This is a genomic window from Sulfitobacter sediminilitoris, assembly GCF_010667575.1.
GTDB classification, from domain to species: domain Bacteria; phylum Pseudomonadota; class Alphaproteobacteria; order Rhodobacterales; family Rhodobacteraceae; genus Sulfitobacter; species Sulfitobacter sediminilitoris.
Window position 1 is genome coordinate 90412 of record NZ_JAABNT010000003.1, and the last position, 26607, is coordinate 117018.

The following is a 26607-nucleotide window of genomic DNA, read 5'->3' on the forward strand; positions in this document are numbered from 1 at the left end:
GGGGCAGACGCGCGGGAAGCCCCGCGCGCCTGTTGTTTTCAGCGGTAGATGCGCGCGCGCGCACGCTCCAGCTTGCTCAGGATACGATCAAGGTTGTCTGGCTTGACCATGAATTCCTGAAAGCCTTCCATGGCCACCTTTGCCATTTCGGCTGGGGCGTCACGGTCAAAGAACTGTGCGACACCGCCCGGAGAATTGGACGACAGCATCTCGAAACCTTCCTTCAGGAACTTGTCATCGTCCACAGATGATTTGCTGTTTACCGGCAGCTGACCCAGTGCATCGCCTGCGTTGATCATGGTCTGGTTCTCAGCCGAGACAACAAATTTCAGGAAAGCACGCGCTGCATCCTTGTTGCTGGCATTCGCCGGGATATGGAAGGTGTCTGTCGGCGCATCCTCGGCCAACGCCACGTCGGCATTGATTGCCGGGAACTGGTAAAAGTCCAGCTTGGTATCATCCAGACCGGCCTCGCGCAGCGGTGCCACCGCAAAGTTACCCATCAGGATTGCCGCAGCATCGCCGTTCACGACGAATGGCAGGGATTCCTGCCAGCTGTATGCGGTGTGATCATCAATGAACGCGCCCATGTCCAACAGTTCTTTCCAATTGGCGAAAGTCGCCTTCACACGGTCATCTGTCCATGGAATTTCGCCACCGGTCAGCGCGGCGTGAAAATCATACCCGTTGGTACGCATGTTGAGATAGTCAAACCAGCCCGCTGTCGTCCACAGGAACTTGGATCCAAGGGTAAAGCACTTGCGCCCTGAATCGATAAGCGCCTGACAGTTCGACTTCATTTCGTCAAAATTCGTCGGTTCGGTCAGCCCCAGCTCTTCGTAGATGTCTTTCCTGTAGTACACACCCCACTGGTAGTACGTGTAGGGTACACCCCATTGCTTGCCGTCCAGTGTCATCGCCCCCTTGGTCGAGGCAAGCTCGTCGCTCAGCGTGCCTTCCCAGATGTCGGAGACGTCTTCAAACAGGCCTGCGTCCACGTAGGGCCGCATTCTGTTGGCAGCATACCAGTTTGCCACGTCTGGCGCGTCTGCTGTCAGAAAGTTGCGGATCTGGGTTTTGTAGGCCTCGCGGTCGATCACCGTCAGCTCCACATTCAGGTCAGGGTGCATTTCGCCAAAGCGCGCCACCATGCCTTCCATCACTGCACGCGGGGCAGGGTTGGACATATCAGAGAAAATAACCAGATCGCCGCTCAGCTTTGCGTGCCCATCGGCCAAAGCGGCCCCTGCCAGCATCGTCGTGCCAGCGAACAAACCAAGCACCGTGGATTTCAGTGAAGTCATGTGGATCCTCCCGAGATCATTTTAAGGTTCCATTATTTGGAACTAGGTTTTATATATTGAAAACTACAGCGCACCCTGCCAATCTTGTCAAGTGGCGATCCGGGGAGGGATGCGTGAGGCCAAGAGGTCTCGGGCCACATCAGGGAGGGAGCCCATGTCCGGTGACGGAACGGTTGGCAAAGCAATGGATGTCTTGGATCAGGTGGCCGCCTTTGGCCGTCCGGTGCGGTTTGGCGCATTGCTGGAAGCAAGCCCTTTTCCCAAGGCGACGTTATATCGGTTCCTGCAGACCCTGACCAACCAGCGGCTGTTGGCATACGATCCCGAACACCAGACCTATTCCGTTGGCGTGCGCCTTGTGCGCCTTGCCCATGCGGCTTGGAACCAAAGCAGCCTTGCGCCCATCGCGCGGCCTCACCTCGACGCACTCAGCCATAAGATCGGGCTGACGGTGCATCTGGCGCAGCTTGATCACGGACAGGTTCTTTACGTCGATAAACGAAATGCGACGCAACCGATTGAGATGTTTTCGGATGCAGGCAAGATCGGACCGGCCTATTGCACCGGCGTCGGCAAGGCGATGCTGGCGTTCCTGCCCGAGGAAGAGCAAAGCCGCGTTCTGGCACAGCAAAGCTATCACCGCTTTACGGATCAGACGCTGGCAGATCCTGCTTCGCTCAAGGCAGAGCTGGCGAACATCGTCACCCGCGGTCACGCCTATGACCGTGAAGAGCACGAGCCGGGAATTATTTGCACTGCCGTGCCGATCCGATCATCAAAAGGTCAGGTATTGGGTGGGTTGTCGATCACCGGCTCTACCCGCGATACGGACTTCACAAAGCTTGACGGGCTGGTGCCTGACCTGCGGATTACGGCGCAAGCGATTGCGGCAGATGCGGAGGCCTGGCGGTCGCCCGTGCATCTGTCGCAGGCGACAAACGATACGGACAAGGTTCAGCCAAAATACGGGGGCATGAAGCAATGACAGGTGTCACGCTGCAAAATGCGATCAAACGCTACGGCGATGTGCAGGTTATCCATGGCATCGACCTAGAGGTCGATGACGGCGAATTCTGCGTGTTCGTCGGCCCCTCGGGTTGCGGTAAGTCCACACTGCTGCGAATGATCGCCGGGCTGGAGGATACCACCGAAGGCGCCATCAATATCGGGGCGCGCGATGTTACAAAAGCCGACCCCTCAGAAAGAGGCGTGGCGATGGTGTTCCAGACCTACGCTCTTTATCCGCATATGACGGTTGAGCAGAATATGGGGTTCGGCCTGAAGATGAACGGCGTGCCCAAGGCCGAGATCAACCAAAAGGTCAAAGCGGCCTCTGATATTCTCAAACTTGACCCGTATCTCAAGCGAAAGCCCGCGAACCTCTCTGGCGGTCAGCGCCAGCGTGTCGCCATTGGACGTGCCATCGTGCGCGGGCCTGAGGTGTTTCTATTTGATGAGCCGTTGTCCAACCTTGATGCCGAACTGCGGGTCGAGATGCGGGTCGAGATTGCGCGATTGCACAAGGAAATCGGGGCGACGATGATCTACGTCACCCACGATCAGGTCGAGGCGATGACATTGGCGGATAAGATTGTCGTGCTGAGGTCCGGCCGCATAGAGCAGGTGGGCGCACCGCTCGATCTTTACCGCGATCCTGACAACAAGTTTGTCGCGGGTTTCATCGGGTCTCCCGCAATGAATTTTCTGAAAGGCAAAGTGCTGAATGGCGCGGTCTCTGTTCCGGCGCTGGGCCGTTCGGTCGAAGTGACGGCAAACCTGCCTTCTGAAGGCGCGGAGGTGATCCTTGGCATCAGACCAGAACACATTGACGTCCAGCAACAGACGGGTGGCCTGACTGCCGACCTCTCCGAAGCGCTGGGCGGCGTCAGCTATTTGCATCTTGCCACCCACAGCGATGAGCGCATCATCGCCGAAGAACGCGGGGACGACCGCGCCCGCGAAGGTGATACCGTCGATATCTCGTTCGAGCCGCGCCGCGCGATGGTCTTCGATGCTCAGACCGAAGCGCGGATACGGTAAACTGATCTGCGAATACGCGATGTGCCGTACGCCTGTCCGATCAGGTGTCACGCGCGCTTGCGCGCAAGCCGGGACGCCGTTTCAGTCACCGTGAAAGTTCCAACTGCACAGATTAGGTAGCTGTCAATTCTGTCAGTGAGCTCTCATCAAGCAATTATTTTATGTATAAAATATTCTGGCTTGAAAGACCGTTCCATTGGGCGTAGCCTGACCTCAACACATCTAATCTGGGGAATGCGACATGCGTGCGATCTGTTTGGGCGGAGGGCCAGCGGGCCTTTACTTTGCCATCTCAATGAAACTGCGTGATCCCGATGCAGACATCACTGTTCTGGAACGCAACAAGCCTGAAGATACCTTCGGTTGGGGCGTTGTGCTGTCTGACGAAACGCTGGACAACCTTGAGGCAAATGACCCTGTCTCCGCCGCTGAAATCCGCAAGCATTTCGCCTATTGGGACGACATGGCGCTGATTTACAAAGGCACCAAAACGGTCAGCTCCGGCCATGGTTTTTGCGGGATCGGGCGCAAGCAATTGCTGATCATCCTGCAGGCGCGTGCGCGCGAGCTGGGTGTGAACCTCCAGTTCGAAACCGAAGTTGAATCTGCTTCCGCCTACATGGATGACTACGATCTGGTGGTCGCCTGTGATGGGCTGAATTCCAAAACGCGAATGGAGTTCGGAGATACCTTCAAACCTGACATTGACGTGCGCAAATGCCAGTTTGTCTGGCTTGGCACACACCAGAAATTTGACGATGCCTTTACCTTTATCTTCGAGAAGACGGATAATGGCTGGATGTGGGTGCACGCCTACCAGTTTGACAAGGACACCGCGACTTTCATTGTTGAGTGTTCGCAAGAAACCTTCGACAACTTCGGTTTTGGCGACATGTCCCAGGAAGAGTCGATCGCCGTTTGCGAAGAGGTATTCAAAGATCATCTGGATGGTCACAAGTTGATGACCAATGCGCGGCACATTCGCGGTTCCGCCTGGATCAAGTTCCCCCGAGTGCTTTGCGAAAAGTGGCACTACAAAAACGTAGTCCTGATGGGGGATGCGGCGGCGACTGCGCATTTCTCTATCGGGTCGGGCAGCAAGCTGGCGATGGAATCCGCGATCTCGCTTGCGGATCATGTCTGCGCTGAGAAGAATATCGAACGAGCCTTTGAGAAATACGAAGATGCACGAAGGCTTGAGGTACTGCGGCTGCAATCAGCGGCGCGCAACTCTCTTGAGTGGTTCGAGGACGTGGAGCGCTATCTCGATCTTGATCCGGTCCAATTGAACTACTCCATGTTGACCCGGTCCCAACGTATCAGCCATGAAAACCTCCGTCAGCGCGACCCGAACTGGCTGAAAGGCGCTGAGAAGTGGTTCATGGAGCAGTCCGGGGCGGGCGCAAATGGCCCTGTCCGCGCGCCCATGTTCGCGCCCTTCCAACTGCGAGACATGAAACTGGAAAACCGCATCGTGGTCTCACCCATGGCGCAATACAAAGCCGTCGATGGCTGCCCGACGGACTGGCACCTGATCCACTACGGAGAGCGCGCCAAGGGTGGGGCAGGGCTTGTGTATACCGAAATGACCTGCGTCTCGCCCGAAGGGCGGATCACGCCGGGATGTCCGGGCCTCTATACACCCGAACACGAGGCGGCTTGGAAGCGGCTCACCGACTTTGTCCACAGCGAGACGGAAGCCAAGATCTGCTGCCAGATCGGTCACGCAGGGCGCAAAGGCTCTACCCGGATCGGATGGGAAGGCATGGACAGGCCATTGAAAGAGGGCAACTGGCCCTTGGTTTCAGCCTCAGCCATCCCGTGGTCCGACGAAAACGCCGTGCCCAAGGAAGCGACTCGCCAAGACATGGACCGCATTCGCGACGAATTCGTCGAAGCGGCCAAGATGGCCGACCGCGCCGGGTTCGACATGATCGAATTACATGCCGCACACGGGTATTTCATTTCGTCGTTCATTTCACCACTGTCGAACACCCGCAGCGATGAATACGGCGGGAGCCTTGAAAACCGGATGCGCTACCCGCTTGAGGTCTTCAACGCGATGCGGGCGGTCTGGCCGGAAGGCAAGCCGATGTCTGTGCGCATCTCTGCCTCTGACTGGGCAGGCGATGATGGCGTGACACCGGGCGAAGCCGTCGAAATTGCAAAGCTTTTTGAGGCCGCAGGCGCCGACATCATCGATGTCTCTGCAGGGCAGACCTCGACGCAGGCTCAGCCGGTCTATGGCCGTATGTTCCAGACACCTTTCTCGGATCGCATCCGGAACGAGGGCGGGATCAAGACAATGGCGGTCGGCAATATCTTTGAGCCTGACCACGTGAATTCCATTCTCATGGCAGGCCGTGCCGATCTGGTCTGCCTCGCCCGTCCGCATCTGAGCGATCCATATTGGACCTTGCACGCAGGGACCGAGATCGGGGATCGTCACGCGAAATGGCCCAAGCCCTATGAGGCAGGCCGAGATCAGGCATGGCGGCTCGCGGACCGTGCCGCAGATATGGAGCAAGTGAACGTATGAGACATGTTTTGGTCACAGGTGGCGGGTCAGGCATTGGTCGGTCGGTCGCGCAGGATTTCGCGGCAAATGGAGATCACGTCACCATTGCAGGGCGTCGGATGGACGCGCTGGAGGAGACAAACGCTGGTGGGGACATGCGCTGTTTGCAGGTCGATGTGACGGATGAGGCATCGGTAAAAGCACTGTTTGACAAACCCTATGACGTGGTTGTTGCCAATGCGGGCGCAGGGCATGCGATGCCCGTAAAGGATATGCCGTTGCAGGTGTGGAACGACACGTTGGCGGTGAACCTGACGGGCGTCTTCCTGACATTCCGCGCGGCGCTGGCGGATATGCAACCGGGGGGGCGGCTTATCGCGATGGCGTCGATTGCAAGCCTGAAGGGCGGTGCGAACCTGGCGGCCTATGCTGGGGCCAAGCATGGTGTATTGGGGTTGGTCCGGTCGCTTGCCATCGAAGTGGCAAAATCCGGGATTACCTGCAATGCGGTCTGCCCGGGGTTTGTGGACACGGCGATGGCTGACGGTGCAGTGCGCAACGTGATGAAACGCATGGAAGTGGACCGTGTGACCGCTGAGAAGATGCTGGTGTCAAACAACCCGATGCGCCGGATGATCACTACTGACGAGGTCGTGGCTGCCGTGCGTTTCCTTGCCTCGCCAGAGGCATCAATGATCAATGGCCATGATCTCGTGGTCTCGGGCGGCGAAATATGACTGCTGCCAAGGACCGCGTACGGCTTTGGCTGCGGCTGCTGAAAGTGGTGCGCGGTATCGAGCATGAGTTGCGCGACAAGCTGCGCCGCGAGCACAACACGACACTGCCGCGCTTTGACGTCATGTCAGCGCTGTCACGCCACCCTGAGGGCTTGAAGATGAGCAAGCTCAGCGGGGTGCTCCGCGTCTCTAATGGCAACGTCACCGGTATCGCTGACCGCCTGAGTGAGGAAGGTCTGGTCGAGCGTGTCGCCGTGCCCGGTGATCGACGGGCCACGGTATTGCGCCTGACCAAGGCTGGCCAGAAAGAATTCGAAACGCAGGCACAGGCGCATGAAGACTGGATCAACGGCATGCTTAGCGGGGTCAGCCCGGAAGACGCCCGTGCCATGGCTGAACGGCTGCAGGCCTTTGCCGCCGCTGCCGAAGCACATGTAGAAATGACAAAGGAACCCGCCCATGCGCAGTGATGTGAAACATTTTCTATGCGAGATTGAGAGTGGCATCGCCACCGTTCGCCTTGACAGACCCGACCGTAAGAACCCGCTGACTTTTGATAGCTATGCTGAGTTACGCGATTGGTTTCGTGATCTGGTCTATGCGGATGACGTTGACGTTGTGATCTTTGGTTCCAACGGTGGCAACTTTAGTTCTGGCGGCGATGTGCATGATATCATTGGGCCATTGACGCGCATGAACATGAAGGAATTGCTGCAGTTCACCCGTATGACGGGCGACCTGGTCAAGGCAATCGTGAACTGTGGCAAACCTGTCATAGCAGCCGTGGATGGCATTTGCGTCGGTGCCGGGGCCATCATTGCCATGGCGTCGGATCTGCGCATCGGCACGCCTGAGGCCAAGACCGCGTTCCTGTTTACCCGGGTTGGCCTTGCGGGTTGCGACATGGGTGCCTGTGCGATCCTGCCGCGCATCATCGGCCAGACCCGTGCGGCTGAGTTGCTTTATACGGGCCGCTCCATGTCAGCGGATGAGGGCGAGCGGTGGGGCTTCTTCAACCGGTTGGTTTCATCAGGTGATCTGGACGCTGATGCGCTCGCCTTGGCCAAGCAAATTCAGGCCGGTCCGAATTTCGCGCATATGATGACCAAGACAATGCTGGCGCAGGAATGGTCAATGTCCATTGAGCAGGCCATCGAGGCAGAGGCGCAGGCGCAGGCGATTTGCATGCAGACCGGCGATTTCGAGCGTGCCTACAAGGCGTTCGTCGCCAAGGAGCGCCCAGTTTTCGAGGGGGATTGAGCGTGGCGAGGGGGGTATTCGAATTGTATTGGAAAGATGAAGCAGGGGGACGGCGCAATGTCTGATCGGTCGTTCCTGGCGTGGCCGTTTTTCGAAGATCGGCATCGTGAACTGGCGGAGGCGCTGGATGCCTGGGCGGCGGTACATCTGTCGGCGGTCGATCATTCAGACACCGATGCCGCCTGTCGCGAGATTGTGCGGATGCTGGGCGAGGGGGGCTGGTTGCGCCATTCGGGGGCCGCTGCGGGTGAAAGCCTCGATGTGCGCAGCCTTTGCCTGATCCGGGAGACCCTCGCGCGTCATGACGGGCTGGCGGATTTCGCCTTTGCCATGCAGGGGCTCGGGACCGGCGCGATCTCGCTTTTCGGCACACCGGAACAGCAGGCGGAGTGGCTGCCGAAGACCCGCAGCGGAGCCGCGATCTCGGCCTTTGCGCTGACCGAGCCGCAATCGGGGTCGGACGTGGCGGCATCTACCATGACGGCCGAGACGGATGGCAACGGTTTCGTGCTGAACGGCCGCAAGACCTGGATTTCGAACGGCGGCATTGCGGATGTCTACACCGTCTTTGCCCGCACCGGAGAAGCGCCGGGCGCCAAGGGGTTGTCGGCTTTCGTCGTTCCGGCCGACACGCCGGGGCTCAAGGTGGAAGAGCGGCTTGAGGTGATGGCGCCGCACCCTTTGGCCACGTTGCATTTTGACAGTGTGAAAATTCCCGGCTCCGCGCTGATCGGAGAGCGCGGCAGAGGCTTTGGGATCGCCATGTCGGTTCTGGATGTGTTCCGGTCCACCGTGGCGGCAGCGGCACTTGGATTTGCCCGGCGGGCTTTGGACGAGGCGATTGATCGGGTCACCAGCCGCAAGGTGCAGGGCGCGCCCTTGAGCGAATTGCAGATGGTTCAGGGGCATATCGCCGACATGGCCGTTGACGTGGATGCCAGTGCGCTGCTGGTTTACCGCGCGGCATGGACCAAGGACAGCGGTGCGGCGAGGGTCACGCGCGAGGCGGCCATGGCAAAGCTTTTTGCCACGGATCACGCGCAGCAGGTGATTGACAAGGCAGTCCAGTTGCACGGAGGCGACGGTGTGCGGCATGGGCAGATGGTTGAAAGCCTCTACCGCGAAATCCGTGCGCTTCGCATCTACGAAGGCGCATCAGACGTGCAGCGTGTCGTCATTGCGCGCCAGACACTTGGGGGAAGATAAGATGCTGGGACCATCGGCGCATACGGATCAATTCGCGCGCGAGAATCTGCCGGATGAGAGCCTTTGGCCCGATCTGTTGCTGGACGGATTTGACTATCCCGACCGCTTGAACGTCGGCGTTGAACTCACGGATAAGATGGTCGAAAAAGGGTTCGGAGATCACACCGCGCTGATCGGAAACGGCCGGCGCCGGACCTACAAGGAGCTGAGCGACTGGACCAATCGGCTTGCGGGGTCGCTTGTTGAAAATCTGGGCGTGAAACCGGGTAATCGGGTGTTGATCCGTTCGGCAAACAATCCGGCGATGGTTGCTTGCTGGCTGGCAGCGACCAAGGCGGGCGCGGTCGTGGTCAACACCATGCCGATGCTTCGCGCGGGAGAGCTTGGCGCGATCGTGGACAAGGCTGAAATCACGCACGCGCTGTGTGATACGCGGCTGATGGACGAGATGACGACCTGTGCCAAGACGTCGAAGTTTCTCAAGACGGTTGTCGGCTTTGACGGGACAAGCAACCACGACGCAGAACTGGATCGGCTGGCGCTGGAAAAGCCGGTGCAGTTCGACGCAGTCGAGACCAGTCAGGATGACGTGGCATTGTTGGGCTTTACGTCGGGAACCACCGGTGATCCAAAGGCGACGATGCATTTCCACCGCGATCTGCTGATCATCGCGGACGGTTATGCCAGGGAAGTGCTTGGCGTCACCCCGGATGACGTCTTTGTCGGGTCACCGCCCCTGGCGTTCACCTTTGGCTTGGGGGGGCTTGCGGTCTTCCCCTTGCGTTTCGGCGCGGCAGCGACCCTGCTGGAAACCGCCAGCCCGCCCAACATGATCGAGATCATCGAGAAATTCAAAGCGACGGTCTGTTTCACCGCGCCGACCGCATACCGTGCGATGTTGCAGGCGATGGACGAGGGGGCAGACCTATCTTCTCTTCGCGCCGCTGTGAGCGCGGGCGAGACGTTGCCGGCACCTGTTTACCACGATTGGAAGGACAAGACCGGCAAGCCGATGCTGGATGGCATCGGGGCGACCGAGATGCTGCATATTTTTATCTCCAATCGGTTTGACGATCACAAGGCCGCCTGCACGGGCAAACCGGTGACGGGCTACGAGGCCAAGATCATTGACGAAAACGGAGACGAGGTGCCGCGGGGTGTGGTCGGGCGGCTTGCCGTGCGGGGGCCCACGGGCTGCAGATATCTCGCCGATGACCGTCAAAAGGTCTATGTGCAGGACGGCTGGAACATCACAGGGGACAGCTTCACCATGGACGCCGACGGCTATCTGCACTTTGCCGCGCGCAACGATGATATGATTATTTCGGCGGGCTACAACATCGCCGGTCCCGAGGTTGAGGCGGCACTGCTCAGCCATCCAGCAGTCAGTGAATGCGGCGTCGTTGGTGCGCCAGATGAGGCACGGGGCGCCATCGTGCAGGCCCATGTCGTCCTTGTGGATGGCGTCACAGGCGATGACGCCTTGGTCAAGGAATTGCAGGATCACGTGAAAAACACGATAGCCCCCTACAAGTACCCTAGGGACATCAAGTTCATCGATGCCTTGCCCAAGACAGCAACGGGCAAGATCCAGCGCTTTGCCTTGCGGGGAAAAGCATGAGCGAATTTGATACAGCCTCCGAAGGGGCGAAGATGGATTTCGCCAAGGACATGTCCTATGGCGATTATCTTGGGCTGGATGCGATCCTGTCCTCGCAACATCCGCTGAGCGCCGCGCATGATGAGATGCTTTTCATCGTGCAGCATCAGACGTCGGAGCTTTGGATGCGTCTGGCGATCCACGAGCTGCAGGCGGCGCGGGCGGTGATGTTGGAGGGCAATCTGCAGCCTGCGTTCAAGATGTTGACCCGCGTGGCGCGCATTTTCGAGCAGTTGAATTCGGCATGGGATGTATTGCGCACCATGACGCCCAGCGAATACACCGCGTTCCGACCGTCGCTTGGAAATTCGTCCGGGTTCCAATCGCACCAGTACCGACTGGTCGAATACCTGCTTGGCAACCGTATCGGTGCCCTGATGAAGCTGCATGAGCACAAACCGGTGGCCTTTGAGGCGCTGAACAATGAATTGCAGCAACCAAGCCTGTACCAGGTGGCGATCGGTATAGCCTGCGACCGGTTGCAGGTGCCCTCATTGGCGGGGCCGCCAAGTCAGGGCGACTGGCTGGCAGATCAGGCGGTGCAGGATGTCTGGCAAAAGGTTTATGAAGACCCGGCAACGCATTGGGAACTCTACGAATTGGCGGAAAAGCTGGTCGATCTTGAGGATTATTTCCGCCGCTGGCGTTTCAACCATGTCACGACCGTTGAGCGGATCATCGGGTTCAAACGCGGCACTGGCGGCACGTCCGGGGTGGCCTATCTGCGCAAGATGTTGGAAGTAGAGCTTTTTCCCGAGCTATGGCACGTCAGAGGAGCACTGTAGGTGGCGAACGTATTGAAAAAAGAGCACTTCATCATGCCGGAAGGCGTGGTGTACCTCGATGGTAACTCGCTGGGTCCGATGCCAAAATCGGTGCCCGAACGTGTTGCAGGAGTGATGACCGAAGAATGGGCGCAGATGCTGATCCGGGGCTGGAACAAGGCCGGTTGGATGTCCATGCCGTCCGAGGTGGGAAATGCCGTGGGGCGTCTCATCGGTGCTGCCGAAGGCACTGTGGTGATGGGAGATACCCTGTCCGTGAAAGTCTATCAGGCGCTGGCTGCGGGGTTGAAGATGCGGCCCGACCGAAAGGTGATCCTGAGCGATAACGGAAATTTCCCCAGCGATCTTTATATTGCCGAAGGGCTGGTTGGTCTGCTGGAGCAGGGTTATGAGTTGCGAACCGTTGATCCGGAAGATGTCGCAGAGGCGATTGGCGAGGATGTTGCGGTTGTGATGCTGACCGAGGTGGATTACCGCACCGGGCGCAAGCACGACATGAAGACCGTGACTGAACTTGCCCATGCGGCCGGGGCGGTGATGGTCTGGGACCTTGCGCATTCTGCCGGCGCGATCCCGGTTGATCTGGCTGGATCGAATTGCGAATTCGCGGTGGGCTGTACCTACAAATACCTCAACGGGGGTCCGGGCGCGCCAGCCTTTATCTACATCCGGCCCGACCTTGCGGATGAAGCCGAACCGGCGCTCAGCGGCTGGCTTGGCCACGCCAGCCCCTTCGATTTCGATCTGAATTACAAACCTGCCAAGGGAATCGAGCGGATGCGGGTCGGCACGCCACCGGTGTTGCAAATGGCCGCGCTGGAAGAGGCGATGAAGGTCTGGGACGGTGTGGATATGACGGACGTGCGTCAGGCTTCCGTCGCCTTGCAAGAGCAGTTCATCAAGGAAGTAGAGCGTGACGTGCCCGAACTGACGCTCGCCAGCCCACGCGATGCTTCTATCCGTGGCTCACAGGTGTCTTTCCGGTTTGAGCATGGCTACGCCGCGATGCAGGCACTGATCGATCGCGGTGTGATTGGTGATTTTCGTGCGCCTGACATCATGCGCTTCGGGTTCACGCCGCTGTATTTGGATGGCGCGAACGTCACCGCCGCTGTTGCGGTCATGAAAGACGTGATGGGAAATAACCTTTGGGACAATGAGGCCTACAAAGTAAAAAGCCGCGTCACATAACGCGGCTTTCTGATTCTATCAAACGTCGAAAAAGATCGTTTCATCAGGGCCTTGCAGGTGGATGTCAAAGCGGTAAACGCCCGATCCTTCTGCCTGTGCAAGCAATGTTTTTGCGCGGACGCTGTGTTCTATCCGGCCCAGCACCGGGTCACTGTCGTTCTGCGGTGCGTCGGCGAAATACGCACGGGTGTGAAGACCCAGATTGATCCCACGGGCGACAATCCACAGGTTGACATGCGGTGCCTGCGTCCCGCCGGATGGCCAGGCCACGGTACCGGGCTTGATTGTTTCGAACCGGAAAGACCCGTCTTCGGCGTCGCAGGGACAACGGCCAAAACCAGAGAAATGCGGGTCCGCGCCCTCCTGTCCGGCATAAAGCCCATTCGCATCAGCCTGCCATGCTTCGATCATCGCATCACGAAGCGGCGTGCCGGTCCCGTCAAAGATCTGCCCGATCAGCGTGATCCGCTCTCCGGTCGCATCGCCAGTTATCATGCGCGCGCCCAGGTCTTCTGGGTAAACGCCATGAATACCCGCGAAATTCGGAGTGCAGCCGATATGAACATATGGTCCAGCCGTTTGGCTTGCTGTTTCTGGATGATCTGTCATCAAAGGCCCTCCATCCGGTTTTCAAACATGGTCTGACGACGGCCACGCAGCGTGATGTCAAACCGGTAGGCACGGGCGTCCATCGGCAGGGTACGCTCCATGTCCAAGGGCGCAATGAGCCGCTCTACCGCCGCCTTGTCTTGGATGGATCCCACGATCGGGCAACGCCAGATCAACGGGTCGCCCTCGAAATACATCTGCGTGATCAGCCTTTGCGCAAAACCCGCTCCGAAGATACTGAAATGAATGTGTGATGGCCGCCAGTCATTGGGGCCATTGGGCCAGGGGTAGGGGCCAGGCAGCACGGTGCGGAACTCATAGCTACCATCCGGCCCAGTAATCACACGCCCGCACCCGCCAAAATTGGGGTCAAGCGGGGCAAGGTAGCCTTCCTTCTTGTGCCGGTACCGGCCACCTGCGTTCGCTTGCCACACCTCAAGCAGCGCACCCACCACCGGGCGGCCAAACTGGTCCTGAACCCGGCCATGCACCACGATACGTGGCCCGATGGCCGACTGGTCCTGCGGGCCGAAGTTGTGCAAAAGGTCCGCATCTTTTGGTCCCAGCAGATCATGACCAAAGACCGGACCTGTTTCTTCGCTGATCGTCGTGGGAAACGAGAGGGGGGCCGCCTGCGGGCTGCGTTTCACAGAGGTACGGTAGGGTGGGTATAGCGCCACCGGGTGGTTTTGCGGCAGCCGCGCGGCATAGCCGCCTTTGGGTATTTCAGTCATCAGTAAGGCAATCCAACGTAGTTTTCAGCGAATGCTTTTTGCGCGGCCTTGTTGGTGCGCAGGAATTCAAGCTCTGACCGCTGCATGCGGAGATCGAAATCGGTCTGGTCCGGAAACCGGTGCATCAGCGACGAGAACCACCATGAGAACCGCTCAGCCTTCCAGACACGGTCCAGCGCGCGTTCGGAATAGCGATCAAGGCCATCAGCATCCTGATTAGCATACCACGCCTTCATCCCTTCAAACAGGTAATGCACGTCTGACGCGGCCGTATTCAGCCCCTTGGCCCCGGTGGGGGGGACGATGTGCGCGGCGTCGCCGCACAAAAACAGTTGCCCCCAGCGCATTGGTTCGGTCACGAAAGACCGCAAGGGCGCGATAGACTTTTCAATCGACGGGCCGGTAACAAGCTTATCGGCGACATCCTCGGGAAGGCGGCGTTTCAGTTCTGTCCAGAAATCTTCGTCCGACCAGTTATCGACGTGATCGGCCATCGAACACTGGACGTAATAGCGGCTCAAATTCGCATTCCGCATGGAACAAAGCGCAAAGCCGCGTTCGGAGTTCGCGTAGATCAGTTCGTCATCGACGGGCGGGGTTTCCGACAGGATACCAAGCCAGCCAAAGGGATAGATTTTTTCAAACTCGCGGCGCTTGTCTTCGGGAATGGATTTGCGGCTGACCCCGTGGAAGCCGTCACACCCGACAATGTAATCGCAGGTTATCGTGTGGTTCGTTCCGTCTTGTTCAAAGCTGACGCTGGGGGTGTCGGTATCTGCATCTGAAATGACAACATTTTCGACGTTGAACAGCGTCTGCGCACCAGCAGCCTCTCTTGCATCATAAAGATCGCGGGTCACTTCTGTCTGGCCGTAGACCATGACCGTGGTGCCGGTATGTTCGGTGAAATCAACGCGAAAGCTGTCGTTTCCATTGGCAATCAACGTGCCGTCGTGGGGAATGCCCTGTTCTTTCAGTCTCGCGTCGACGCCCGCCTGCGCGAGCAAACCGACGGTGCCGCGTTCCAGAACGCCCGCACGAATCCGGCTTAGCACATAATCGCGGGTTTTGCGTTCCAGTACGATCGCCTCGACACCGATGCCATCCAAAAGCTGCCCCAAAAGAAGCCCTGATGGCCCGCCCCCGATGATTACAACCTGTGTGCGCATGAATTCCCCCCGCTTTTTTCCGCAACCCTAGCCAAATCTCAGGACAAGGCCAGTGGTAACCTGTTCTATTTGCCGCGTACCATTGGCGATAGCCCGGTTGATATCGCAAACAGCAATGCGGCTGCGGATACGATGCTGGGACCTGTTGGTGTGTCATAGGCAAAGGACGCATAAAGACCCGCAAAGACGGACAATGCACCCATTGCGACAGCGCACACCGCCATGCTTTCAGGGCTTCGCGCAAAGGGGCGTGCGGCAGCGGCGGGAATGATCAGCATGGCTGCAATCAGCAGCGCGCCAACAACCTTGATCGCCACGGCGACCGTAATCGCCAGAGCGATTGTGAGGATCAGTTGCTCTCGCCTTGGGTTGCCGCCTGAGGCCGTGGCAAGGTCGGGGTTTAACGTGGCAGTCAGCATCGCTTGCCAGCGCAGGATCAGCAAAAGCGCGACGAGCGCGGCCCCGCCCCAGATCACGAGGATATCAAGCGGCGAGACTGCAAGGATATCCCCGAATAAGTAGGCAGACAGGTCCACCCGCTGTCCCGGTACCAAAGATATTGCCACCAGTCCAAACGCGAGTCCGGCGTGGGCCAGAACCCCCAGCAGGGCGTCTGTGCTGACGTGCCTTTCTGACAATGCGCTGACAATCAACGCCATGGTCAGTGCAACCAGCAGTACGCCCGCGAGGATGGGCAGGTCCGTCGCGAGCGCCAGCGCCACGCCCAGAAGGGCGGCATGGCTGGTCGCATCTCCGAAATAAGCCATGCGCCGCCAGACGACGAAACACCCCAGAGGTGCGGCGGCCAGCGCCACGCCAAGACCTGCAAGGGCAGCACGAACCAGAAAGTCGTCCAACATCAGTGTGTGTGTCCGTGATCGTGATCATGTGCGTGGTCATGATCATGCCGATAAAGCGCAAGCGTGCCTTGGGTTCCTGTGCCGAACAGCGCGCGATACTCGGGCGCGTCGGCCACGACCTCCGGTGATCCTTCGCAGCAGATATGACCATTGAGGCACAAAACTCTGTCCGAAGCGGCCATAACCACGTGCAAATCGTGGCTGACCATCAACACCGCCACTCCCAGTTCCCGCCGGACCTCCTCGATTTGCCGGTAAAACGAAGCGGACCCCGGTTGATCCAAACCTTGCGTCGCTTCGTCCAGGATCAGAATGTCGGGCCTACCCAGCAAGGCGCGGGCCAGAAGAACACGCTGAAACTGTCCACCGGACAGCTGCGCCATTTGGGCGTCCGCCAGTTCCGGCACACCGGCGCGGGTCAGGGCCACCGCGATATCCGAAGCCTTTTGCCTATGTGGCAGGTTCAGGAAACGGCGGACGGTCAGGGGCAGGGTCGCATCAATGTGCAATTGTTGAGGGACATATCCGATCCGCAGACCTTTGGCACGCGTCACGCTGCCGGACACAGGTTGCAGCGCACCAATGACTGCCCGCAAAAGGCTGGATTTGCCTGACCCGTTTGGCCCTACGATTGTGACGATCTCTCCGCGATCAATACTGAAGGTCACGTCGCGCAAGACAACATCGTTCCCGTAGCCAAGGCACAATCCACGCGTCTCAATCAGGCTCATGCGGCGGCGTCCTGACATTGGGGGCAGATGCCTTCGGCCTCAACCACAGTGCGTTCAATGACGAATCCGGCCTCGCGGGCCGCATCGCCCAAGCGCCCTTGGGCCGGCGCGGTATCGGCTTCGGCGACGGATTTGCAGCTGCGACAGATCAGAAAGGCGGGCATGTGGCAGGTCCCCAGATGTGCGCAGGCGATATAGGCATTCAGCGCCTCGATCTTGTGGGCAAAGCCTGCGCCGACCAAAAAGTCCAGCGCGCGATACGCGACGGGAGGTTGCGCGCCAAGCCCCTCTTTCGCCAGAATACCAAGCAGATCATAGGCCCCAAGCGCGCGGTGCTCTGCCAGCAGTATCTCAAGCGAACGGCGCCGCACGGGCGTCAGTCGTAATCCTTGAGATGCACAATGTGCCTCAGCCTTGTGCAACGTGCCAGCCACGCAGGATTTGTGATCATGGGGCGCAAAGCCGATTGTGCTCATTTCCGCCGCTCCTTTTCGCAGGTATTGATATGTTATAACATTATAGCTAGCAAGCGAAGAGTCATTCTTGGAGATTTGTCATGCATCGTTTGTTTACCCTGATTCTACTCATGTCATCGCCTGCGCTGGCGGACGCGCCCCGCGTGGCCACCGATATCGCGCCGGTCCATTCTCTGGTATCTCAAGTAATGGACGGGGTCGGGACGCCCGACCTGATCATTCCGCCCGCCGCGTCACCCCATGGCTATGCCATGCGCCCCTCTGAGGCGCGCGCGTTGAGCGGTGCTGATCTGGTGGTCTGGGTTGGTCCGGCGCTGACACCTTGGATGGAAGAGCCGCTTGAGGCGCTCGCCCCCAACGCGACCCACCTGACCTTGATGGATGCGGATGGGATGACATTCCTGCCCTTCCGTGGGGGCGAGGCGTTCAGCGTGGATCATTCTCACGATCATGGACACGGCCACGATCACGGTCATGTTGAAGAACATGAAGCGGCAGACCCTCATATTTGGCTTGATCCGATGAACGGTGCGCAAATGCTGACAGCAATTGCCCATGCTCTGGCAGAGCTGGACCCGGATAACGCCGCACGTTACCGTCAGAATGCTGAGGCAGGTCGCGCACAGCTTGCCGCGCTGACAGCTGAAATCGATGTGCAATTGGCCCCAGCGAAAGACCGGCCATTCATCGTTTTTCATGATGCTTTTCATTACTTTGAGGCACGTTTCGAGATCGAGGCCAAAGCGGCCGTCAGCACAGGTGACGCGGCCAAGCCCGGTGCCGGGCGCGTGGCATCCTTGCGCAAGCAGGTGGACAAGGTTGGCGTGGTCTGTGCCTTTGCGGAACCTCAAATGGACACCGGCATTCTGGCGACGGTGATCGAAAACCAGAGTACGAAAATCGCGATACTCGATCCGATCGGTGTAGATCAGCCGCTGGGACCGGACCTATATCCCGAATTGCTGCGTGCGCTTGCAACAGGGATGGCCAACTGCCTTCGCCCTTGAGTTTCATATCTGGAGGCTTTTGGCCGGTCGCCGTTAGTCCAACCGACCCCATGTGTCAGGCCAGCGAAACTACTTAAGTCACGTCTCAGCCGTGAAGCGCGGCTGAACTTGTTCAAGCTGATCTGACAGAGTTGGATTGGTGGATAGAAAAAGGCCCCGCGGGGGATCAGCGGGGCCGAGGGTGCTAAAAAGGTCTTTTGAGTATGGCTAGACGGCGATTTTGCCGCCGCCTCGCTTGGTCACAACTAGCACCGAGGGACGTGGCGGCATGTTGGGATCAAAGTCAGGCCAGCGGGTCGCCGGGTCTTCGAAGGTTGAATTACGCTCAAACCCTTTGAAACTCTTTGTGCCGTCGGTTCCGGGATGTTGCACCGCAAGGAACAGCGTTTCGGAATCTTCGGTGAAATAGGGCCCGCAAAGCTCGCCGCCTATCGGGCAGCGGAAGAACAGCTTGGATGTCCCGCGTCCTTCACCTTCGGTCTCTAGCGCATAGAGCCCATCAGATTTACCAGTCTTGCCCCAGTTCGACCCCTGATCCGTTGAGATCCAAAGCCTGCCGTCAGCGTCTATTGCGCAATTGTCGGGCGAGCCGAACCAGCCGTCCTCGGATGTGTCAGGGTTCCACTGTGCGCCGACCTCTGTGATCGACGGATCGCCGCATTTCACAAGGATCGACCATGTTCCGGTCGTGGCAGAGTGATTGCCATCCGCCTCCTTGATTTCGATAATATGGCCAAAGGAGCTTTCCGGGCGGGGGTTGGCCGCGTTCACCTGATCAGGCTTGCGACGCGAGTTATTGGTCAACATCACGTAAGCGGTCCCGTCACCGCGCGGCTGCGCGTCCTCGGGCCGGTCCATCGGTGTGGCGCCCAGAAGGTCGGCTGCCATCCGGGTGTCGATCATCACATCTGCCTGATCGTTAAAACCGTTCTCAGCGGTCAGCGGCCCTTCGCCGTGGATCAATGGCATCCACGTGATCGTCCCGTCCTCGTCAAAGCGCGCAACATAAAGCGTGCCGTCCGACAACAGTTCGGACCCGTGGGCTTCGTTCCCGGTCACCGTGCCATTGGAGACGTATTTGTACATGTAATCAAAGCGGTTGTCGTCGCCGGAATAGACCACCAGCCTACCGTCCGAGGCCACCGTGGTTTCCGCGCCTTCATGGCGGAAGCGGCCAAGTGCGGTATGCTTGATCGGCTTGGCATCAGGATTGCGCGGATCGACCTCAACGATCCAGCCCCAGCGGTTCGGCTCATTGGGTTCCTTATCAATGTTCCAGCGGTCGTGGAACTTGCCCCAGGCGTACCACTTGCCCGGCACACCGTAGCGCTTTTTCGAAGCTGCGTCACTATGCCCGGATATGTCGGGTTTGTCTTCGACATCCATGATGTCGGTCCAGAAATAGCCGTGAAAGTTCTCTTCGGCCATCAGGTAGGTGCCCCAGGGTGTCATCCCGCCGGCGCAGTTGTTGACTGTCCCGATCACCGTCATGCCTTCCGGGTCAGCATTCGTCATCATCCGGTCGTGGCCGGCTGCCGGACCGCTGATCGTCATTTCGGTATCCAAGGGCGTGATACGGCGGTTGTACTGGCTGTCGCGGACCAGCGCCCATGTGCCATCCTCGCCTTTGGCGACTTCCACCACCGTGCCGCCGTGCGCGGCCATTTCTATGTTGACCAGTTCCTCGGTCATTCCGGCAAATCCGTCGCGGTCCTGACGCCCCAGACCGGGGAACATCACCTCTTCGTTCGTGTACTCGTGGTTGACGCAGAGCAGGCCGCGCGTGCCTTCGTCATTCAGCGCGGTAAAGCCGACATAGTCGTTGTTGTAGCCGAACTGTTTGAGTTGTGCTTCTGCGGTCTGGTTCATCACATCGAATTCTGGCGCATCCGCAGTGATTGGATCGCCCCAACGGAGCAGGATTTGGGCATCATAGCCGTCAGCGATGTGGTGCGTCTCGTCGTTACCGGCAGTCAATTCTTCGAATTTGTACCGGCTTGCACCATGTGCCGCAGCGTCAGCCCTGTTCGGCGCAATCAATGCGGAAGTACCAAAAAGAGCTGTGGTTGCGGACACGCCCAATGCACCACGCAGAATATCGCGGCGGCCATAGCGGGCGTTGATCACATCGCCGATGGTGCGACTGAGATTGGGGTTTGTGGGTATGTCGTCAAAGGCCTCAAAGGCTTCTGCCTTGTTGCCGATGTCCGGGTCATTGATGATTTCACTGCGCTTCATGGCGTTTCCCTCCGCTGATATGGCATGTCCGCGGGTTTGCACTGAGTTTGTTGTGGTTTTGTGACGTTCCGCTGTGAGATTGTCGCACAACCTGTCGTAGAAATGGCAAAGGTATTTTGATTGGCTCTGCTATCTGCGCACAAATTCGCCGATGAGTGCTGGAATGTGTTTGCGGAAGGGAAAGAACCCCTTCGTGGCGTGGGGCCAAGCGGCACTATCGAGGGGACGCCGAAAAAGGCTTAGGGGCACCGCGCCGTCAATGGCACGATATGCGGTGAGCATGTCACGCATTGGCCCAACCGGTGCATAAGGTGCAACGATCTGCTCCATGTTATGCTGCGATGCCCAGTCCGCTATTGACTGCGCAGTACTGAGCAACTGCATTTCCGCATCAGCAGGAACGGCGCCCTGCGCGGCGCTTGCCCTGAACTGGCCGACATGCGGGGCCATTTGCCACGTCGTGTGCCCGGCTGTTGCATCCGCATAGGCAAAAGCGACGGGATCTTTTGCGCGCAGCAGCAATCGGTCAACGTCTATGTCATCACCATGCAACAAGATCCCGTACCGCTTTGACAGGGGCAGTGGGTCGCAGGGGGGAAGCATGCCCGCCGCAACAGGTTTGGGCGCCTCGCAGGGAATGGCTTTGTCTGAGATGTTCGTGACGTTAGGGAAGCGCCCGTCGGTGAATTTTGCAATATTCTCCGCCGTGGCGAGGTAGGTCTTGCCCTGCGTCTGGATGCCTGCAACCCAACGCCAACTTAACGTATTGACGGCTGCATCCCCGTCCAGAAGGTGCCTGAGGAAGAAATCCGCCCCAAGCTGCCAAGGCAGGTCCAGCGTAAATATCCAGATCGACGCAAACCACATGCGCGCGTGGTTGTGCAAGTATCCGGTCTGCTGAAGCTCCTGTGCCCAGGCGTCGAAGGGGGCAATCCCTGTCTGGCCTGTGCAGGCCTCTTCCCAACGTGTGCGGAGACCTGATTGTGTCTGAATATCGTCCCGCAAGCGTATGAGATCATTCATGTATTGTGTCCAGACAGCGGGGCGCAACTCGAGCCAGCCTTTCCAGTAGCTGCGCCAGAAAACTTCGGCGATGAACTTTTCGGCATCGGCTTCCTTGTGTTGCGACAGAACCGCACGGGTTACAGTGATTTCATCCAGCATCCTGACCTTCACGTATGGCGAGAGGGTCGAGACGTTGTCGTGTTGGCCTGGGCCATAGTCGAAATTGCGCGTGCGGGCGTATTGTCCTGCCGCGCTTGGGGCAAATTGTTCGAGGCGTGCGCGCGCTTCTGCGTGGGTCGGGGGGAAGTGGGTCAGAGCATTTGTCATGGTCCGCAGATAGGTCGAGGTGCGACGGCGGCAACGTCCCCCCCTTGAAGGTCCCAGAGCCCGAGACTAATCTTGCGCTAACGGTTTTGCGGGTATGGTCCCGCGAACGAAATGACAGGCAGGCGCACATGACCGATCCCTACGAAACCTACATGAACACTCTCGTCCCCATGGTGGTCGAACAAACCAGCCGGGGCGAGCGTGCCTACGACATTTTCTCGCGTCTGCTAAAAGAGCGGATTATCTTCCTTTCCGGCCCTGTGCACGACGGCATGTCATCGCTGATCGTGGCCCAGTTGCTGCACCTAGAGGCCGAGAACCCCTCGAAGGAAATATCTATGTATATCAACAGCCCCGGCGGTGTGGTGACCTCGGGTCTGTCGATTTATGACACCATGCAGTACATCCGCCCGAAGGTCAGCACGCTGGTCATCGGTCAGGCGGCATCAATGGGATCGCTCCTGCTGACCGCCGGTGAGCCGGGCATGCGGTTCTCACTGCCCAACTCCCGCGTGATGGTGCACCAGCCGTCGGGTGGATATCAGGGTCAGGCGACTGACATCATGATCCACGCGCAAGAGACGCAAAAACTGAAAACACGACTGAACGAGATCTATGTCAAGCACACCGGTCAAACGCTGAAAAAGGTTGAAGAGGCGCTTGAACGCGACAACTTCATGTCGCCCGAGGATGCCAAGGACTGGGGCCTGATCGACGAGATCGTGGAAAGCCGTGGCAAGTCGGACGATCCCGACACACCTAAGAAGGGCAAAGGCGACAAGTAACCAAGACCATGGGCGCTGCGATTTTGCGATTGTAGCGCCCAAGCCTCTGGCCTAGGGTTAGGGCAGGGACCGCATCGGTTGCAATTTATCGGTGCAAAATTCACGACAGACCTGAAAGGGCTGACATGGCGACTAATTCCGGCGGTGATAGCAAAAACACGCTCTATTGCAGTTTCTGCGGCAAGAGCCAGCATGAGGTGCGCAAGCTGATTGCGGGGCCTACCGTGTTCATCTGCGATGAATGCGTTGAACTTTGCATGGATATCATCCGCGAAGAGACCAAGGCATCCGGCCTCAAAGCGACGGACGGCGTACCGACGCCCAAGGACATCTGCGAAGTGCTGGATGATTACGTGATCGGTCAGGCAATGGCCAAGCGGGTCCTGTCGGTTGCGGTGCACAATCATTACAAGCGTCTCAATCACGCCCAAAAGGGCGGCGATATTGAGTTGGCGAAATCCAATATCCTGCTGATCGGCCCCACCGGCTGCGGCAAGACCTTGCTGGCACAGACGCTGGCGCGGATTCTTGATGTGCCGTTCACAATGGCAGACGCGACAACGCTGACCGAGGCAGGTTATGTCGGTGAGGATGTCGAGAACATCATCCTCAAGCTGCTGCAGGCCTCCGAGTACAACGTGGAACGCGCACAGCGCGGCATCGTCTATATCGACGAGGTCGACAAAATCACACGCAAGTCCGAGAACCCTTCGATCACACGCGACGTATCGGGTGAGGGTGTACAGCAGGCGCTGCTGAAACTGATGGAAGGTACCGTGGCATCGGTGCCGCCACAGGGGGGGCGCAAGCACCCACAGCAGGAATTCCTGCAGGTGGATACCACGAACATTCTGTTTATCTGCGGCGGCGCATTCGCGGGCCTCGACAAGATTATCGCGGCACGCGGCAAGGGCTCAGCCATGGGCTTTGGTGCCGATGTGCGTGACAACGATGAACGCGGCGTGGGCGAGATTTTCACCGACCTTGAGCCTGAGGATCTGCTGAAATTCGGCTTGATCCCTGAATTCGTTGGCCGTTTGCCTGTTTTGGCGACGCTGGAAGATCTGGACGAGGACGCGCTTGTCACGATCCTGACCCAGCCGAAGAATGCATTGGTCAAGCAATACCAGCGCCTTTTCGAGCTGGAGGACACGCAGCTGAGCTTCACCGATGATGCGCTTGTGGCCATTGCCAAGCGCGCGATTGAGCGCAAAACAGGGGCGCGTGGTCTGCGGTCCATCCTTGAGGACATCCTGCTTGATACGATGTTCGAATTGCCCGGGCTTGAGTCGGTAAATGAAGTGGTGGTGAATGAAGAGGCCGTGACCTCCGACGCAGCACCGTTGATGATCCACGGCGAGGCCGAGAAAGAGCCAGCAACGGCTGGCTGAGGAGCACTTTCCGTCCACCTCACATGAACGATCTGAATGGGTGCATCTCTGGGCGCGCCCATTTTTCTTTTTGTAAGGTCGCGTGCTTCGGGACTCTCCAAAACCAGCAGGTTACCGGAGCCGCCCTTGCCTGATCCCTGCCTGCCTTAAAGCCCCAACGCCCTCAAGAAAAATAGCCGTATCCCGCAAGCGGGACCCTCGGCGATTTGTCTTGACGCCGCCGTGCCTTAAAGGCTGTCTGTGCTCAAGCAAGGGCGGCTCTGAAACCAGCGGGAGGATATGGAATGGCGATCAAGCGCATTCAGTCGGGCGGGGAATTTGAAGGGAAAGTCGGCTATTGCCGTGCTGTAGTAGCCGGTGGATTTGTCCATGTGGCCGGTACGACGGGGCAGGGCGCCGATGTGGTTGAGCAATGCCAGAATGCGCTGGAGATCATTGGCAAGGCCTTGGAAGATGCAGGAGCGTCCTTTGAGGATGTCGTGCGGGTCACCTACATGCTGCCCGACCGGACCGAGTTCGAGCCATGCTGGCCGGTGCTGGCAGAAGTATTCGGTGCGCATCCACCTGCGGCAACGATGATTGAATGTGGGCTGATCGACCCAAAGTATCGGATCGAAATCGAGGTCACGGCTCTTCTGGCGGTCTAGGCGACTTCTTCAAAGCGGCTACCCAGACGCTCTTGCACGGTGGTCGGATCAAGCGCGCACCAGCTTTTTCCGCCCTTGCCGATGAACCCCGCTTGGATCAGCGATTCTTGCAGCGCGGGCATGTCCAGCTCTCCCATCCAGGTGCGCGGTTTTGCCGGGCCGCGCGGCTTCCATGACCGTTTCAGATGCGTGAGTGTCGTGGGTGCGTTGCCGCTGAAGGCTTCAAGATGGACCTCAATATTGCGTGTCGCACCCGATGGACGGCGGACAATCATGGCAACATCCGCTTTTCTGTCCGCCACCATCGCCAGCATATGCAGCGCAGAGCCTTCGGCGGCGATGACCTTTTTGGCGGCCTTGTAGGTGGCGATCTGATGCCGGATATCGTGCTTTTCGGGATGATAAATGGTGTAGCCTTCGTCGGTTAGCTTTGCTTCCAATTCGGCCTCGCCGATCAGGTTGCCACGACCGGCCGGTAGCAAGCTGCGGCTGATGTAGAGCTTTTCGGGGCCATCGGCCTTGATGTCTTGGCCGAACCGCTTGGCGAAAGCGGCGCGAAATTCCTTTGTCCCGGTGATCATCGGTCCAAGGCCAAAACCCTGACCGGGTACAATCAGCCGCTCCACCCGCTCTGGTGCGCCAGCGCAGGCCAGCGGTGCATCGGTGCCCATGCAGCCCACAAGCATCCGTTGGAAATCATTGACTTCATCACCGTTTCGAGGGCGCTTCGGGACAAAGAGTATCCCGTCGATTTCTTCATTCAGATGCTCCAGGGCCCAAAGTCGTGCGGTGCTTTCCACCAGAAAATGACCAAAATGCATCCAGAGCACACCACCCCAAAGCCACGTTCCCTTGCGGACAGGCAAATCATCCTTGGGCAGATCGGGTTTGATGGTCAGGGCACGCCCGTTGCGCCACAGTGCCCCACTGGCGTGATATGCCCCGTCAGAGGTAAGGATACCTGCCTTTTGCACGAAGTTCTGCTCGGTCGGGGGGACGACATAGGCGTTTTCAAGCGTCTCAATCTGGGTGGTCCAGCCACCATCCGGTACCGGCGGCCGCAATCCTTCGTCGAATGTGCAAGTCCAGACGTGGCGTGTGCAGTGCCCGGGGACCTTGGCAAATCCGGCGCGTTCAAGAATGGATTTGCATTCCATCATGCCGTCCTTGCCATAGGCTTCGGGGTGGAATTCAATCACGATCGCGCGCACGCCTTCGAGGGACGCGTGACGCAGGAAATCAAGCTCTCCGCCTTCGATGTCCATCAGCAGAACATCTGGGCCAAAGTCCTTGTGAATCTTGGCATAATCCGCTGTCGGCACGTCGACGCGCGTGGTAGCGCGTGTGTCGGAATCGATCAGTGAGGACCCGAGATAAGAGTTGCGGATGTGAAATGCCATGGTTTTGGGCGCATCCGGCGCGCTGATCAGCACCTCGTTGCGCACCTCGACCTTGGTGCTGAGGCGGTTCAATTTGTAAAGCGCGTTGATGTGTTCGATCAGGCCGGGGTTCGCTTCAAACGACAAGACCTTGGCGGGTTTGGCATTCTTGGCCACGACGGCGCCGACAATGCCGATGCCCGCGCCCAATTCGAGGACCTTGTCACCAGCCTGGACCACCTCCAGTGCGCCTGCAATTTCCTGCCCTTCGTAGCGTGCTGCATTGATCCGCTCGATGCGTGTGGGGGTCAGCATGGGGCTGTCGGGCACCTTGACGCCAAGGCATTCGGCTGCGTGGGTTGGTTTCTTGCTCGTGCTTGCCATCACAGATTGTCTCCGTTTTTGAAACAGTACTGGGGCGGGGTTTCCAAGGCCACAGTTTTGCATCAACCGGGCTGTGGTCGGCCTATGGTCGAGTCTTTGCCGCAACACCCCTAAGGATCGGTTGTGTGCTGGACGAGGGCCAAGCCTTGGTGCATAACCGGGTC

General features: G+C 58.6%; 24 protein-coding genes. 14 read left to right on the forward strand and 10 right to left on the reverse strand.

Annotation, left to right across the window (positions count from 1 at the left end; translation table 11 throughout):
- Positions 1 to 38: 38 nt before the first annotated feature.
- Positions 39 to 1256: an ABC transporter substrate-binding protein gene (locus GV827_RS05980; protein ID WP_235930273.1), complete on the reverse strand. Its 1218-nt coding sequence runs from the start codon at positions 1254 to 1256 to the stop codon at positions 39 to 41.
- 202 nt (positions 1257 to 1458) lie between these two features.
- On the opposite strand from GV827_RS05980, the gene GV827_RS05985 reads away from it, so the two are divergent.
- The 10 genes from GV827_RS05985 to kynU all read left to right on the forward strand — a co-directional run bounded on the left by GV827_RS05985 (position 1459) and on the right by kynU (position 12701).
- On the forward strand, positions 1459 to 2289 hold the full coding sequence (locus GV827_RS05985) for an IclR family transcriptional regulator (RefSeq protein ID WP_164352888.1): 831 nt from the start codon (positions 1459 to 1461) through the stop codon (positions 2287 to 2289).
- Positions 2286 to 3344: an ABC transporter ATP-binding protein gene (locus GV827_RS05990; RefSeq protein WP_164352889.1), complete on the forward strand. Its 1059-nt coding sequence runs from the start codon at positions 2286 to 2288 to the stop codon at positions 3342 to 3344. The genes GV827_RS05985 and GV827_RS05990 overlap by 4 nt, the downstream gene beginning before the upstream one ends.
- A 241-nt stretch (positions 3345 to 3585) precedes the next feature.
- Positions 3586 to 5883 (forward strand): bifunctional salicylyl-CoA 5-hydroxylase/oxidoreductase, encoded by a 2298-nt coding sequence (locus GV827_RS05995; RefSeq protein ID WP_164352890.1) that lies wholly within the window; start codon positions 3586 to 3588, stop codon positions 5881 to 5883.
- The gene (locus GV827_RS06000; RefSeq protein WP_164352891.1) at positions 5880 to 6599 is read left to right on the forward strand and encodes an SDR family NAD(P)-dependent oxidoreductase; all 720 of its coding nucleotides are present in this window, start codon (positions 5880 to 5882) and stop codon (positions 6597 to 6599) included. Before GV827_RS05995 ends, GV827_RS06000 begins: the two co-directional genes overlap by 4 nt.
- Entirely contained in the window at positions 6596 to 7069 is a 474-nt protein-coding gene (locus GV827_RS06005) for a MarR family winged helix-turn-helix transcriptional regulator (protein ID WP_164352892.1), read from the forward strand. The genes GV827_RS06000 and GV827_RS06005 overlap by 4 nt, the downstream gene beginning before the upstream one ends.
- Positions 7059 to 7859, forward strand: coding sequence for an enoyl-CoA hydratase family protein (locus GV827_RS06010; RefSeq protein ID WP_164352893.1), 801 nt, complete (start codon positions 7059 to 7061; stop codon positions 7857 to 7859). The genes GV827_RS06005 and GV827_RS06010 overlap by 11 nt, the downstream gene beginning before the upstream one ends.
- Positions 7860 to 7916: 57 nt before the next feature.
- On the forward strand, positions 7917 to 9065 hold the full coding sequence (locus GV827_RS06015; protein WP_164353209.1) for an acyl-CoA dehydrogenase family protein: 1149 nt from the start codon (positions 7917 to 7919) through the stop codon (positions 9063 to 9065).
- A gap of 1 nt (position 9066) precedes the next feature.
- Entirely contained in the window at positions 9067 to 10686 is a 1620-nt protein-coding gene (locus tag GV827_RS06020; RefSeq protein WP_164352894.1) for an AMP-binding protein, read from the forward strand.
- The gene (locus GV827_RS06025; RefSeq protein WP_164352895.1) at positions 10683 to 11510 is read left to right on the forward strand and encodes a tryptophan 2,3-dioxygenase; all 828 of its coding nucleotides are present in this window, start codon (positions 10683 to 10685) and stop codon (positions 11508 to 11510) included. Before GV827_RS06020 ends, GV827_RS06025 begins: the two co-directional genes overlap by 4 nt.
- Before the next feature lie 33 nt (positions 11511 to 11543).
- Entirely contained in the window at positions 11544 to 12701 is a 1158-nt protein-coding gene (kynU, locus tag GV827_RS06030) for a kynureninase (protein WP_164353210.1), read from the forward strand.
- An 18-nt stretch (positions 12702 to 12719) separates the two neighbouring features.
- Here the strand turns inward: kynU and pcaG are convergent, their stop codons facing one another.
- The 6 genes from pcaG to GV827_RS06060 all read right to left on the reverse strand — a co-directional run bounded on the left by pcaG (position 12720) and on the right by GV827_RS06060 (position 17280).
- A complete protein-coding gene (pcaG, locus tag GV827_RS06035; RefSeq protein ID WP_164352896.1) occupies positions 12720 to 13310 on the reverse strand; it encodes a protocatechuate 3,4-dioxygenase subunit alpha in 591 nt (196 codons plus the stop codon).
- Entirely contained in the window at positions 13310 to 14044 is a 735-nt protein-coding gene (gene pcaH / locus GV827_RS06040) for a protocatechuate 3,4-dioxygenase subunit beta (protein WP_164352897.1), read from the reverse strand. The genes pcaG and pcaH overlap by 1 nt, the downstream gene beginning before the upstream one ends.
- Positions 14044 to 15213 (reverse strand): 4-hydroxybenzoate 3-monooxygenase, encoded by a 1170-nt coding sequence (gene pobA / locus GV827_RS06045; protein ID WP_164352898.1) that lies wholly within the window; start codon positions 15211 to 15213, stop codon positions 14044 to 14046. The genes pcaH and pobA overlap by 1 nt, the downstream gene beginning before the upstream one ends.
- 65 nt (positions 15214 to 15278) lie before the next feature.
- Positions 15279 to 16073 (reverse strand): metal ABC transporter permease, encoded by a 795-nt coding sequence (locus GV827_RS06050; RefSeq protein WP_164352899.1) that lies wholly within the window; start codon positions 16071 to 16073, stop codon positions 15279 to 15281.
- Positions 16073 to 16804: an ATP-binding cassette domain-containing protein gene (locus GV827_RS06055; protein ID WP_164352900.1), complete on the reverse strand. Its 732-nt coding sequence runs from the start codon at positions 16802 to 16804 to the stop codon at positions 16073 to 16075. Before GV827_RS06055 ends, GV827_RS06050 begins: the two co-directional genes overlap by 1 nt.
- Entirely contained in the window at positions 16801 to 17280 is a 480-nt protein-coding gene (locus GV827_RS06060) for a helix-turn-helix domain-containing protein (protein WP_164352901.1), read from the reverse strand. Before GV827_RS06060 ends, GV827_RS06055 begins: the two co-directional genes overlap by 4 nt.
- Positions 17281 to 17390: 110 nt before the next feature.
- On the opposite strand from GV827_RS06060, the gene GV827_RS06065 reads away from it, so the two are divergent.
- Complete coding sequence (locus tag GV827_RS06065; RefSeq protein ID WP_235930261.1) at positions 17391 to 18287, forward strand: zinc ABC transporter substrate-binding protein; 897 nt, start codon at positions 17391 to 17393, stop codon at positions 18285 to 18287.
- Positions 18288 to 18494: 207 nt separating this feature from the next.
- Here GV827_RS06065 and GV827_RS06070 read toward each other — a convergent pair whose 3' ends face one another.
- Both GV827_RS06070 and GV827_RS06075 read right to left on the reverse strand, forming a co-directional pair.
- Positions 18495 to 20525 carry a PhoX family protein gene (locus tag GV827_RS06070; protein ID WP_164352903.1) on the reverse strand — a complete coding sequence of 677 codons (2031 nt, stop codon included), beginning with the start codon at positions 20523 to 20525 and terminating at the stop codon, positions 18495 to 18497.
- A 129-nt stretch (positions 20526 to 20654) separates the two neighbouring features.
- Complete coding sequence (locus GV827_RS06075; protein ID WP_164352904.1) at positions 20655 to 21857, reverse strand: FAD-binding domain-containing protein; 1203 nt, start codon at positions 21855 to 21857, stop codon at positions 20655 to 20657.
- A 128-nt stretch (positions 21858 to 21985) separates the two neighbouring features.
- On the opposite strand from GV827_RS06075, the gene GV827_RS06080 reads away from it, so the two are divergent.
- The 3 genes from GV827_RS06080 to GV827_RS06090 all read left to right on the forward strand — a co-directional run bounded on the left by GV827_RS06080 (position 21986) and on the right by GV827_RS06090 (position 24680).
- On the forward strand, positions 21986 to 22642 hold the full coding sequence (locus GV827_RS06080) for an ATP-dependent Clp protease proteolytic subunit (RefSeq protein ID WP_164352905.1): 657 nt from the start codon (positions 21986 to 21988) through the stop codon (positions 22640 to 22642).
- A 125-nt stretch (positions 22643 to 22767) separates the two neighbouring features.
- Positions 22768 to 24033 (forward strand): ATP-dependent Clp protease ATP-binding subunit ClpX, encoded by a 1266-nt coding sequence (clpX, locus tag GV827_RS06085; protein WP_164352906.1) that lies wholly within the window; start codon positions 22768 to 22770, stop codon positions 24031 to 24033.
- Positions 24034 to 24317: 284 nt separating this feature from the next.
- Positions 24318 to 24680, forward strand: a complete 363-nt coding sequence (locus tag GV827_RS06090) for a RidA family protein (RefSeq protein ID WP_164352907.1) — start codon at positions 24318 to 24320, stop codon at positions 24678 to 24680.
- Here the strand turns inward: GV827_RS06090 and GV827_RS06095 are convergent.
- The gene (locus GV827_RS06095) at positions 24677 to 26443 is read right to left on the reverse strand and encodes an FkbM family methyltransferase (protein ID WP_164352908.1); all 1767 of its coding nucleotides are present in this window, start codon (positions 26441 to 26443) and stop codon (positions 24677 to 24679) included. The two genes, GV827_RS06090 and GV827_RS06095, sit on opposite strands and share 4 nt — an antisense overlap.
- Between the last annotated feature and the right edge of the window lie 164 nt (positions 26444 to 26607).